We start from the raw sequence: 13230 nt of genomic DNA on the forward strand, positions 1-13230 counted from the left end.
TTTTTTTTTTTTATTTTTTTTTTTTTTTTTTTTTTTTTTTGTTTTTTTTTTTTTTTTTTTTTTTTTTTTTTTTTTTTTTTTTTTTTTTTTCTGATAGCTGATAGCTGATAGCTGATAGCTGATAGCTGAACTTATGAGATTTAAATGGAAAACAACTCAAACAACCTAAATCAGGCAAATACACCAGTGGTTAATTATAATGCTGCTGATGACGAAATAGACCTACGCGAACTATTTACCGCAATTTGGCAAGGTAAGTGGACAATTATAATCATCACAGCCTTGTTTGCTGTTGCATCGGTTATTTATGCAATTAACCAGCCTAATATTTATAAGTCAGAAGCGCTGCTAGCACCAGCTGAGGAGCAGCAAGGCGGCTTAGGCGCGTTAGCTGGTCAGTTCGGTGGTTTAGCCAGCTTAGCGGGTGTTAACTTAGGTGGTGGTTCGAGTAATAAGGCACAATTAGCCATTGAGGTGTTAAAGTCACGCCAATTTACCAGCGACTTTATTCAAAAACACAATATATTAACTGACTTGATGGCAGCTGAGTCTTGGGATATGCAAACGAATACAGTTATTTATGATAGCGAGATATTCGATGCTGAAAACAATAAATGGGTGCGTGAGGTTAAAGCGCCTTTTAAACCCGAGCCTTCAATGCAAGAAGCGTATAAAGAATTTAGTAAAATCCTAAGTGCTAGTAGCGATAAAGAAACCGGCATGGTTAAAATAGCGGTAGAGCATGTATCGCCATATGTTGCAAAGCAATGGGTTGAATGGTTAATACAAGACATTAACGCAACCATGAAGCAGCGAGACGTGCAAGAGGCTATAAAAAGCACTGACTTTTTAACTCAACAGCTAGAACAAACTAAAATAGCCGATATCCGTGCGGTACTTTATAAGCTAGTTGAAGAGCAAACTAAAACAATTATGTTTGCTAAAGTACGCGATGAATACGTATTTAAAACGATTGATGCGGCATTAGTGCCAGAAGAAAAATTCAAGCCCAAACGCGCATTAATTGCAATACTTGGTACAATGCTAGGTGGTATGTTGAGTGTGATGCTTGTATTAGTTCGAAACTATATGAAATAGGTGGCCTATTGGGCACTTTTAAATAAAAGTACAAAAACAAGCAATTACAAAGAGGTAGTTAAAAGTGGCTGTCTCAAAATGGAAAGAAGTGTCTCAGTGGGTTTGAATAATACTGAGATGAAAAGTTGTAAAAATTCAATTTAGAGCTGAGCTATTATGGTCTAACTTATTAAGTTTAGATCGTTTTTATCATCAAAAAATGAACGGCAATCCACCCGAAATAGATTGTAAAATGTGCCTTTTACCCACGAGTATACGTTTCGATATTCGGTTTTTGATTGCACGTTTTGACTTGAAATTAATTTTAAAATTTAACTTTTACAAAGCTCGAAGTCCAAAGCTCGAAGCTCTATAACCAAACAAAGAGAGTACAACTATGCACGATTCATTAACGGACCTAAAAATTGGCATTATAGGTTTAGGCTATGTAGGGCTTCCTTTAGCAGTTGAGTTTGGTAAAAAATTTCCAGTAACAGGCTTTGATATTAATCAAGGTCGAATTGCACAATTACAAGCTGGCCACGACTCGACACTTGAAGTAAGTGATGAAGAGCTTAAACAATCTCCACAACTTAAATTCTCTTACAAAGTGTCAGACCTTGAAAGTTGTAATGTATACATTGTTACCGTACCAACGCCAATTGATGAACATAAACAACCTGATTTAACACCACTTATTAAAGCCAGCGAAATGCTGGGTAAAGTGGTTAAGAAAGGCGACATAATAATTTATGAGTCAACTGTATACCCAGGTGCAACAGAAGAAGCGTGTTTACCGGTAGTAGAGCGTGTATCGGGCCTTCTATTTAATAAAGATTTTTTTGCCGGCTACTCACCAGAGCGGATAAACCCGGGCGATAAAGAGCATCGTGTAACTAACATATTAAAAGTAACCTCAGGCTCGAATCCAGAAATAGCTGAAAAAGTTGATCAACTTTATAAATCAGTAATTACGGCCGGCACACATAAAGCGAGCTCTATTAGAGTTGCCGAAGCTGCAAAAGTAATCGAGAACACGCAGCGTGATGTAAATATTGCTTTAATTAATGAGCTATCGATTATTTTTAATAAGCTAGGTATCGATACGCTCGAAGTATTAGAAGCGGCCGGCACTAAGTGGAACTTCTTACCATTTCGTCCAGGATTAGTTGGCGGACATTGTATTGGTGTTGATCCGTACTACTTAACGCATAAAGCTCAAAGTGTAGGTTACCACCCAGAAATGATTTTAGCCGGCCGTCGTTTAAACGATGGTATGGGTAAACATGTCGTGTCTGAACTGGTTAAAAACATGCTTAAAAAGCGTATCCATGTAGATGGCGCAAACGTACTGATAATGGGTTTAACTTTTAAAGAAAACTGCCCTGATTTACGTAATACAAAAGTGGTCGATATAGTAAGTGAACTTAAGGAATACAATATAAATGTGGATATTGTAGATCCATGGTGCTCAAACGAAGAAGCACAACATGAATATGGTTTAAGTTTAACTGCTGAGCATAAAAAAAATAACTACGATGCAATTATTCTTGCTGTCGGCCATAACGAATTTAAAGAAATGGGCGCAGAGCAAATTCGTGCACTAGGTAAAGCAGAACACGTACTTTACGACTTAAAGTATGTACTACCAAAACAGAGTGTAGATATGCGTTTGTAATCATTGTAAGCGTGGGTTCAAGCCTGCGCTTTTAAGATAAGCATTACAAACTAATAATGCTTTGAATTTTAGCAAACTTAGCTCAAACAAGGAATATCATGACTCGTTACGAACAAATTAAAACAGAACTACTTTCTTCTCCTAAAACCTGGCTAGTGACAGGTGTAGCTGGTTTTATTGGCTCAAACCTTTTAGAGCATTTATTAAAATTAAATCAAAAAGTAGTTGGGCTTGATAATTTTGCAACGGGCCATCAGCATAACCTTGATGAAGTGAAAGGTTTAGTAACTTCTGAGCAATGGCAAGGCTTTAACTTTATTGAAGGTGATATTCGTAATTATCAAGATTGTGAAGCAGTGTTAGCTAATAACGGTGAAGGCGTCGACTATGTATTGCATCAAGCGGCTCTTGGCTCAGTACCTCGCTCTATAGCAGATCCAGTAACAACCAATGCTGCCAATATCACTGGCTTTTTGAATATGTTACAAGCCGCAAAGGAAGCTAAAGTAAAAAGCTTTACCTATGCTGCAAGCAGCTCTACCTATGGCGATCACCCTGCATTGCCTAAAGTCGAAGAAAATATTGGTAATCCACTTTCTCCTTATGCAGTAACAAAATATGTGAATGAGCTATATGCGGGTGTTTATGCAAAAACGTATGGCTTTAAAACAATCGGCTTACGTTACTTTAATGTATTTGGTCAACGCCAAGATCCTAATGGTGCCTATGCTGCAGTAATTCCTAAGTGGACTGCTGATATGATCAAAGGCGAAGATGTATTCATTAATGGTGATGGTGAAACAAGCCGTGATTTTTGTTTTATTGAAAATACAGTACAAATGAATATTCTTGCCGCAATGGCAGAAGATGAAGATAAAGATAACGTATATAATGTAGCAGTGGGTGACCGCACTACACTTAACGATTTATACAAAGCAATACAGTCTGCACTTAAAGAGTGCGATATAAACGCGACCCAAGATCCAATATATCGTGACTTTAGAGCTGGTGATGTACGCCATTCTCAAGCCGATGTGAGTAAAGCGATTAATAAACTAGGTTACGAACCAGAATACAAAATATTACAGGGTATTAGTAAAGCCATGCCTTGGTATAAAAAATTTTTAGGCAATAAATAAAATGAAAATATTAGTAACAGGTGGAGCAGGGTTTATTGGCTCTGCTGTGATTCGCCATATTATCGAGAATACCCAAGATTCGGTTATTAACTTAGATAAGTTAACATATGCAGGGAACTTAGAGTCATTAAAATCTGTAGCTAAAAGCGAACGCTATGCATTTGAACATGTAGATATTTGTAACCGTTCAGAACTAGACAGAGTTTTTAAAGTGCATAAGCCAGATGCTGTAATGCATTTAGCTGCAGAAAGCCATGTAGATCGCTCTATTACCGGACCAGCAGAATTTATTCAGACAAACATTGTTGGCACTTATAACTTACTAGAAGCAGCTCGTGTTTACTGGAGTGGGCTAGCGGAGTCAGCCAAACAATCATTTAGATTTCATCATATTTCAACAGATGAAGTTTATGGTGATTTACCGCATCCAGATGAACAAGATGAGAATACTCTGGATAAAGAACTTCCTTTATTCACTGAGCAAACGCCTTATGCACCTAGCAGCCCATATTCATCAAGCAAAGCCTCTAGCGATCATTTGGTACGTGCTTGGCTACGTACGTATGGCTTTCCTACAGTTGTAACCAATTGCTCAAATAACTATGGGCCATATCATTTCCCTGAAAAATTAATACCATTAGTAATACTTAATGCCCTTGAAGGTAAAAAACTACCGATTTATGGAAAAGGTGATCAAATACGTGACTGGCTTTATGTTGAAGATCACGCACGTGCACTTTATAAAGTAGTAACCGAAGGCAAAGTGGGTGAAACCTATAATATCGGTGGCCATAACGAAAAGCAGAATATTGAAGTAGTAGAAGCCATCTGTAGTATTTTAGATACTTTAGTACCTAAAGGTTCCCCGTACTCCGAACTGATAACGTACGTGGCAGATCGCCCTGGTCACGATAGACGTTATGCTATTGATGCATCAAAAATGAGTGCAGAGCTAAACTGGACACCGGTCGAAACCTTTGAAACAGGCCTACGTAAAACCGTTCAATGGTATTTAGATAATCAAACGTGGTGTCAAAACGTACAAGATGGTTCATATCAACGTGAGCGTCTGGGCGAAATAAATATGACAGCTAAAGGAAAATAGCATGAAAGGAATTATCCTTGCCGGAGGCTCCGGTACACGCCTTTATCCTATTACTATGGGTGTATCCAAGCAGTTACTCCCAATTTATGATAAGCCAATGATTTACTATCCGCTTTCTGTGTTGATGTTAGCGGGAATACGTGAAATCTTAATTATTACTACACCTGAAGATCAAGAATCATTTAAACGATTATTAGGTGATGGTTCACAATTTGGTATTGAGCTTAGCTATACAGTACAGCCAAGCCCCGATGGCTTAGCTCAAGCGTTTATTTTAGGTGAAGAGTTTATTGGCTCTGACGACGTTTGTTTATTGCTAGGTGACAATATTTTTTATGGGCAAGGGTTTTCACCTAAGTTAAAGCATGCGGTTGAGAATGCTAAGAACGGACTAGGGGCGACTGTATTTGGCTATCAAGTAAAAGATCCGGAACGTTTTGGTGTTGTTGAATTTGATGAGAACCAAAAGGCTATTTCCATTGAAGAAAAGCCAGCTAAACCAAAGTCTGATTTAGCAGTAACCGGTTTATATTTTTACGACAATTCAGTTGTAGAAATAGCAAAACAAGTTAAGCCCTCGCATAGAGGTGAGCTAGAGATAACGTGTTTAAATGAAATTTATTTAAAACAGAACAAACTTAATGTTGAAATACTTGGTCGAGGCTTTGCTTGGCTTGATACTGGCACGCATGAAAGCTTGCTTGAAGCTGCTCAATTTGTAGAAACAATTGAAAAACGCCAAGGTTATAAAATAGCCTGCCTAGAAGAAATTGCATTCAATAATAAATGGCTGTCAAAGCGACAAGTTACAAAATTAGCCCAACCTTTTATCAAAAATAGCTATGGAAAATATCTATTAGAAATTATTGAGAGCAAACTGTAAGGGCGGTAAGTTAATTGGTCCCGCTTACTATAATGAGCTAAGAAAAGCGGCTTTTTTGTTATTAATAAATATAGAGTAGTCATTTTTGATGGTTAAAACAAAAAAAGTAGCAAAAAACAAAAAATATTAATTAAAATTATGAGATACATGAGTTTATTTATGATTGTGTTTTATTAGCAATTGAATATTATAATGAGTTTTATATATAAGGGTAAATTATGAGAGCTATTATTCTAGAAAAATTTAATGAAGCATTAGAGCAAACTGATAAAGAAAAAACATATGTAGATATAAAAGATGATCAAATACTACTTGAAACAGACCTTGATTCATTAGGATTTGCTATTTTAGTAGCTTTACTTGAAGAGGAGCTTGATATTGATCCTTTCCAAATAATGGAAGAGCCAGTGTACCCGACTACATTTGGTGAGTTTGTTGCAATTTATGAGCAGGCAAATGCTTAATAAGCTTTTAGATTATATAAATTTAGTGCCTTTGGAACGCTGTTTTATTAAAGCTGAAAATAGGTCAGTAACCTATAAACAATTAAATGAGATTACTTTTGAGTTTATTGAAAGGTATAGCTTTTTAAAAGACAAGAATTGCGCTGTTACTTCAAACGATAGGCTCTCTTTAGCTTTATATTTACCTGCGATTGATAGTTTAGCTAAAACTATTTTTTTACAAGCAAGTGATTTAGATGAAGATACAACCAGTAGCTTTTATGAAAACGCTGAAATTGAATATATCATAACTTTAAAAGCTAACAATGAGATCGTTATTAAAAAGCTGAACACTGTGAGTGTAATTGAACAATCACATGGCTGGCTTTTAGCTACTTCAGGAACTACAGGTACACCTAAGTTAGTGTCGTTTAATTTAGAACGACTAATAAGTACTGCTCAAAAAAACATTGAGTTGGGTAGTATTTATAACTGGGGGTTATGTTATGACTTGAATAGGTTTGCAGGTTTGCAAGTATATTTACAAGTTGTCGCTGCAGGCTCAGTGCTTACAATTAGCGAAAGTGAACATTCAATTAGTGACATTGTTAATATATTTAGTTTTAACCAAGTAAACTCAGTATCTGCAACGCCTTCTTTTTGGCGTAAAGTCCTAATGACAGAAAACGCTTCATCATTAGAGCTTAAAAAAATCACTTTAGGTGGAGAAATAAGCACTCAAAGTATACTTAATGCTCTTCAGCATAAGTATTCTACGGCTAAAATAACACATATATATGCTTCAACCGAAGCTGGTGTTGGTTTTGCTGTTAAGGATAACAAGGAAGGTTTCCCTGCTAATTACTTATTAGCAAATAGTGAGTTAGGTATAAGTCTCAAAATAATAAACAAAGAGCTTTGGATTAGAAGTGAGCGTTCTAATAGTGCTTTATTGGCTGGGCATGTAGATATTGATGAGCAGGGCTTCATAAACACGGGTGATCTTGTCGAGTGTATTGATGAGCGTGTGATATTTTTAGGTCGAAGTAGCGGTGCCATTAACGTTGGTGGTAATAAAGTAATGCCTGAAAAAATAGAGGCGATTATAAATCAATGTAATAGTGTCAGTTATTCTCGAGTGTTTGGTAAAAGTAACTCTATGTTAGGTACGATAGTGTGTGCGGAAGTTGTATTAGAAGACTCTGCAAAAAGTTTAAACACCAAAGATCTAAAAACGAATATTTTAAGATTATGTAAAGATGAGCTAGAAACACACGAAGTACCGGTGTTGCTGAAATTTGTTGAAACTATTGCTACTAACTCAACGGGTAAATTAATAAGGTTTTAAAATGGAAAAAACAGTTATTGTAACAGGTACGGGTAAAGGCTTAGGTTTAGCGTTATGCCATCAACTCTTAACTAACGACTACAAAGTAATTGCAGTGAGCAGAACTTTAACTGAAGAGTTTAAAGTGTTACAGCTTAAGCACTCGGATAAATTGTTTTTTTATGAGTATGACTTTTCAGATACAACGAATATATCTAAGCTGGTAAAAAAAATCACTACAGAGCATGGCCGGCCTTACGGGCTAATAAATAACGCCGCTATAGGTAATGATGGGGTGTTAGGTACAATGCATGAAAGTGACATAGCTCAAAGCATTAAAGTTAATATTGAAGCCCCTATTTTATTCACAAAATATGTTTCACGCGCAATGTTGCTTAACAAGGCCGGTAGAATAATTAATGTTGGCTCTATTATTGGTTCGACTGGCTTCAGTGGTTTAAGCGTCTATGGCGCAACTAAGTCAGCATTAGGAGGTTTTACCAAGTCACTAGCACGTGAGCTTGGCAAGGTAGGGATAACGGTTAATACTTTAGCACCAGGTTATATGGAAACCAGCATGACAGATGGTCTTCAAGGTGACAAGCTTGAAAAGATTAAAAGAAGAAGTTGTATAGGCCGATTAGCAAGTGTAGATGATGCTGCATCTGCTGCGTTATATTTACTATCGGCTAACGCAGCAGGTGTAACGGGGACAACGTTAACAGTTGACGCTGGTAGTACTGCTTGAGGGGATAAGTATGATTAGAGGGCGCTATACCCCATGGGATGAATCTGCACTCAAACTAAGAACATTTGAGATATTAGAGATTGAAACGAAAAATATCGAGAGTACTCAAATAGAGTTGAATAATAACTCTTTTTGTAATGCAGAGCTTATATATGGTAGATTTCCAGCTAATGATTTTGTAGTTAAAGAGTTATTATTTAAAAGTGGTTATATCGCATGTGAAACTAGCTTCAGAATTGCGCTTGGTAAATTACATGAATATACACTACCGCCTCTCTACTCAAGAAGGATGCTGCCGGTTAATAAGGCAAAAAAAAGTGAGTTTAAGGAGATAGCAGAGATAGCACGTGATATGTTTAAGTTTTCTAGATTCCATGAAGACCCGTTTATTCAGAAGCATCTCTCAGATATTAGAATGTACCAATGGGTTAATGAGCTTGCCAATCAAGATGTTTCGTGTTTAGTCAATAAGTCAAATGTTGGTGATATAATTTCCTTTATGATTTACAGAGTCAATGAGCGTAAACAGGTTAGTTTAATCCTTGGGGGGAGTAAAAAAGGTTTTGAAATGCACTCTCCATTTTTTTGGGGTTCAGTAATTAGTTATTTTAAAAGCGAAGGTGTTAGTAAGGTATTTACTAATATATCTGCTGCAAATAATGGGGTACTTTCTTTGTATCAGAACCTTGGGTTTAAAATAATTGAAACGAATGTAGATTACCATAAACATGTATGATTGCACCTGCTTAGCAAGTTAGTCTACATGTTGAAGATCACTAGCCTGTATGCATTGCAGGCGTTACGCTGTTAGTTAGTATAAAATTGAGAAAAAATGATTCCTTTTAATATTCCTCCTAAAATAGGTACAGAATTAGCGTATATCGAGCAAGCTATTGCATCAGACAAGCTATGCGGCGATGGTTACTTTTCCAAAAAATGCGAAAAATGGTTTGAAGACAGCTTCAACACAACAAAAGCATTACTAACTCCCTCGTGTACAGCATCGTTAGAGCTAGCCGCTATTCTGATTGATATTCAGCCTGGTGATGAAGTTATAATGCCCTCATACACATTTGTATCTACAGCGAATGCGTTTGTATTACGTGGTGCAAAAATTATATTTGTTGACGTTCGTCCGGACACAATGAATATTGATGAAACACTCATTGAAGCTGCGATTACGGCTAACACAAAAGCAATAGTGCCAGTACATTACGCAGGTGTAGCTTGTGAAATGGATACAATACTTGCTATCGCAGAAAAATATGAATTGTGGGTAGTAGAAGATGCAGCACAAGGCGTAATGTCTACCTATAAGGGTAAAGCACTAGGAACTCTTGGTCACATAGGTTGTTATAGTTTTCATGAAACTAAAAACTACTCATCGGGTGGTGAAGGCGGGGCAATTTTAATTAATGACCCTAAGCTGGTTGAAAGAGCGGAAATTATACGTGAGAAGGGAACAAATCGTAGCCAGTTCTTGCATGGTATCGTCGATAAATACACGTGGCAGGACATAGGATCTAGCTTTTTACCAAGCGAGCTACAAGCGGCTTATTTATATGCACAACTTGAAGCGGCAGACACAATAAATAATTTTCGTTTATCACTATGGGAGCGTTATTACAGTAAACTCAGTCTAAAATTAAAAGCGGATCAGTTACCTCACACCCCTGGTTTTTTAACGCATAATGCACATATGTTTTACATAAAGTTAAATTCGAACGAAGAGCGAAATGACTTTATCTGCCATATGAAAAAATGCAACATTACTACGCCATTTCATTATATACCCTTGCATTCAAGCCCAGCAGGGAAGCAGTTTGGCGTGTTTGTAGGTGATGATAATTACACAACGGTTGAAAGCTCAAAATTAGTACGTTTACCTCTTTATTATGGCATGACAAGTGAGGACCTAGACACGGTTATAAAAATAGCTTTGGAGTTTTTTGTTTGAACGCCAAAACAATCTTACAATTTTCTGTAGGGCCCATTGGCGCAGGGCTATTAAGCTTAATAACATTACCTTTTATAGCATGGTTTTTCACTGTTGAAGACGTCGGTAGAATGACAATGCTGCAAGTTGTACTTGGTTTAGCTGTCTCTTTGTTTAGTCTATCTATGCATCAAGCATATGTCCGAGAATATCATGAAGAAAAAGATAAGGCTGCTTTACTTAAAATAAGTATGATGCCAGGCTTGATATTATTAATTTTAACTACGCTGCTAGTTTTAATACTACCTTTTTCGATTTCTTATTTGCTGTTTGGAATCGACTCAATATTGTTAACATTTTTACTGTTCGTGGGAATATTTACTACTTATCTTATAAATTTTTTAGCACACGTTATACGTATGCAAGAGCGTGGTTTAGCGTTCTCCGCGACTCAAATTGCACCTAAATTATTTTTGTTAATTTTGATTTCCTTCATAATGTTGTTAAATATTACCGCTGAATTTAAAGTTTTAATGTTAATGAATACAGTAGCAGCCGTATTGTCACTATTCATATTTTCTTGGCTAACTAAAGATACCTTGTCTGTGGCTGTCAAAAAGACAATTGATGTTAAGCTTTTAAGAAGAATGTTGACATTTAGTCTACCGTTAGTGGCGGGTGGGATTGCTTATTGGGGTTTAACAACAATGGATAGGCTTTTTCTCAGAAGTCTTTCAGGCTTCGAAGAGTTAGGTATATATGCATTGGCTACAGCACTGGCAAGTGCGGTTGCTGTTATAAATTCTATTTTTTCTAGCTTGTGGCATCCAACGTTATACAAATGGGTAAAAGAAGGAGTCGATAATAATAAAATGCAGCGCGTTATCGAAAATGTTGTATTAGCTGTAGCCTTTATTTGGTCGCTAGTAGGTTTACTCTCTTTTATATTACCAGTATTTTTACCTTCAAATTATCTAGGTGTAGAATATTTAGTTGTTGGCTGTATAGCTATGCCACTATTTTATTTGATTAGTGAGCCTACAGGAGCTGGGATTGGAATAACTAGGCGTTCTAGTTATATTTTTATAGCTTCAGTAGTTGCACTTTTGGTTAATGCCGTCATGAATTATTTACTTATTCCTGATTATGGAGCATCAGGAGCTACAATCGCTTCAGTGATCGCGTTTTTTGTTTTTTTTACAATTAAAACAGAGTCAAGCGCTATGTTATGGTTTTCATTTCCTAGATTTAAAATTTATATAGTGGTGATTAGTTACATGATAGCTACCATTGTAATGGTTTTATCTAAAGCGAATATTGGCAACTTTTATATTGTCTGGATTGTACTATTTTTGTCTGCTCTCACCCTATATTATAAGAGGTTGTGTGAGGCTATCTGTTTAATTAAAGCGTATTTAATAAAGGATTAAAATGTTAATTATTTATAATACTTTAAGGTTGGGAGGTATTGAAACCTTCTATATGAGGCTGGCTAAAACTCGTTATCTGATGGGTAAAAAGACAAAGATACTCTTAACGTCTAAAGCAGAGGCCAGCAATGAACAATTATTATATGAGACTAAAAAATATGCTGACGTTTATTTTTTGAATGATTTTTTTAAACCTGGGTTTTTTAATAAATTAACACTACATTTTTTGTTGTTAAAATCCATTGATTTTAGTGAATTATCCAAAGTATTTGATGATGTGGATCAAGTTCACGTATCAAGTGCCATTTATGGTTTTTTATATTTGAATATACGAAATAAACTAAAAATAAATATACCTTTAACCGTAGGAATCTACCATTCAAAGGAGTTTACTTGGGGAGAAGGGGATAAAATACCTTATTATGAGCGATGTAATAGAGTTTTATTTACCGCGCTACTAAAAAGTAAAGGTGTGTATTTCTTTAATGATGGCCTTATAAATTTATACTCTCAATTTTTTGATTTCGATAAAAACAATGTAAACATATTTCCTTTAGGAGTTATAGATTCAGGCGCTACTGAAAGTAATAATAGCAAGCTTGGGGATCCTATTAGGATTGTATCCGTTGGGCGGCTAGTAAATTTTAAAGCATATAATTTGTGGATGGTTGATGTAGTTGAAAAGTTACAAAATGATTTCAATATTGAATATCATATTTTTGGTGATGGTCCTTTAGCACAAGAAATTAAGAGAAAGATTGAAAAGCATAAATTAAACGATAAAATTTTTTTGAAAGGCAATATCCCTTATTCCGATTTTAAAAGTACTGTTTCTCAATATGACATATTTGTAGGTTCTGGAACTGCAATTGTTGAAGCTAGTAGTTTAGGTATTCCATCTGTTGTGGGTATAGAATCTTTAGATGAGCCTCTGAGTTATGGTTTTTTGTGTGATATTGTAGGGTTTTCATATAACGAAGATGGTTTATATGAAAAGCATGACGTTGCAAGTCTTATTTCTAATTATTTATACTTAAACGAAAATGAAAGACATAAATATAAAAGTAAGCACATGCTTTGGTCACAGAAGTTTTCTATGCAAAAGTGTGTCGGTAATTTTGAGCAGGGAGCTATTACTGCTAAACCCTTAAATATAAGCCTTGGTGGTTTAATATTTAAGTTAAGATATTCTCTTAGTTATTTCTTTTTCTCTCTGTATTGTAGAGTGAAAGGGAAAAGTCTTTCAAATTTTGTTTACGGCTAATATGTTTATTGTATTTCAATTAATAATTACTAAGTTTGAATTAGTAGAAATACTTAATTAGGTATACAATATTCACTTTTACGCACAATGGGTCCGATAATAAATGTATTATTGTAATGACTATCATAAATTTCACTTTTAAGACGTTATTAGAGTGTAAATACTATGTTGTGATAGTAATAAATAGTCAAATTAATCGT

At 35.6% G+C, this 13230-nt stretch carries 12 protein-coding genes; all 12 read left to right on the forward strand.

Features of this window, described 5'->3' with window-relative positions; genetic code table 11:
* The first annotated feature begins 144 nt into the window (after positions 1-144).
* The 12 genes from CWB78_RS10520 (at position 145) to CWB78_RS10575 (ending at position 13030) form a co-directional block, all read left to right on the forward strand.
* Positions 145-1098 carry a Wzz/FepE/Etk N-terminal domain-containing protein gene (locus CWB78_RS10520; protein ID WP_138595466.1) on the forward strand — a complete coding sequence of 318 codons (954 nt, stop codon included), beginning with the start codon at positions 145-147 and terminating at the stop codon, positions 1096-1098.
* A gap of 376 nt (positions 1099-1474) precedes the next feature.
* Entirely contained in the window at positions 1475-2755 is a 1281-nt protein-coding gene (gene tviB, locus CWB78_RS10525) for a Vi polysaccharide biosynthesis UDP-N-acetylglucosamine C-6 dehydrogenase TviB (RefSeq protein ID WP_138595468.1), read from the forward strand.
* 98 nt (positions 2756-2853) lie between these two features.
* On the forward strand, positions 2854-3894 hold the full coding sequence (locus tag CWB78_RS10530; protein ID WP_138595470.1) for an NAD-dependent epimerase/dehydratase family protein: 1041 nt from the start codon (positions 2854-2856) through the stop codon (positions 3892-3894).
* 1 nt (position 3895) lies between these two features.
* On the forward strand, positions 3896-4999 hold the full coding sequence (rfbB, locus tag CWB78_RS10535; RefSeq protein WP_138595472.1) for a dTDP-glucose 4,6-dehydratase: 1104 nt from the start codon (positions 3896-3898) through the stop codon (positions 4997-4999).
* Position 5000: 1 nt separating this feature from the next.
* A complete protein-coding gene (gene rfbA / locus CWB78_RS10540; RefSeq protein ID WP_138595474.1) occupies positions 5001-5882 on the forward strand; it encodes a glucose-1-phosphate thymidylyltransferase RfbA in 882 nt (293 codons plus the stop codon).
* Between the two features lie 218 nt (positions 5883-6100).
* Positions 6101-6346: an acyl carrier protein gene (locus tag CWB78_RS10545; protein ID WP_138595476.1), complete on the forward strand. Its 246-nt coding sequence runs from the start codon at positions 6101-6103 to the stop codon at positions 6344-6346.
* Positions 6339-7673 (forward strand): AMP-binding protein, encoded by a 1335-nt coding sequence (locus CWB78_RS10550; protein WP_171040340.1) that lies wholly within the window; start codon positions 6339-6341, stop codon positions 7671-7673. Before CWB78_RS10545 ends, CWB78_RS10550 begins: the two co-directional genes overlap by 8 nt.
* Position 7674: 1 nt before the next feature.
* Positions 7675-8400 carry an SDR family NAD(P)-dependent oxidoreductase gene (locus CWB78_RS10555; protein ID WP_138595480.1) on the forward strand — a complete coding sequence of 242 codons (726 nt, stop codon included), beginning with the start codon at positions 7675-7677 and terminating at the stop codon, positions 8398-8400.
* Between the two features lie 10 nt (positions 8401-8410).
* Positions 8411-9136, forward strand: coding sequence for an N-acetyltransferase (locus CWB78_RS10560; RefSeq protein ID WP_138595482.1), 726 nt, complete (start codon positions 8411-8413; stop codon positions 9134-9136).
* Between the two features lie 96 nt (positions 9137-9232).
* Complete coding sequence (gene rffA, locus CWB78_RS10565) at positions 9233-10357, forward strand: dTDP-4-amino-4,6-dideoxygalactose transaminase (RefSeq protein WP_138595484.1); 1125 nt, start codon at positions 9233-9235, stop codon at positions 10355-10357.
* On the forward strand, positions 10354-11766 hold the full coding sequence (locus CWB78_RS10570) for a lipopolysaccharide biosynthesis protein (RefSeq protein WP_138595486.1): 1413 nt from the start codon (positions 10354-10356) through the stop codon (positions 11764-11766). Before rffA ends, CWB78_RS10570 begins: the two co-directional genes overlap by 4 nt.
* Before the next feature lies 1 nt (position 11767).
* On the forward strand, positions 11768-13030 hold the full coding sequence (locus CWB78_RS10575; protein WP_138595488.1) for a glycosyltransferase: 1263 nt from the start codon (positions 11768-11770) through the stop codon (positions 13028-13030).
* The last annotated feature ends 200 nt before the right edge of the window (positions 13031-13230 follow it).

The organism is Pseudoalteromonas sp. S1612, from assembly GCF_005887175.1.
GTDB lineage: Bacteria > Pseudomonadota > Gammaproteobacteria > Enterobacterales > Alteromonadaceae > Pseudoalteromonas > Pseudoalteromonas undina.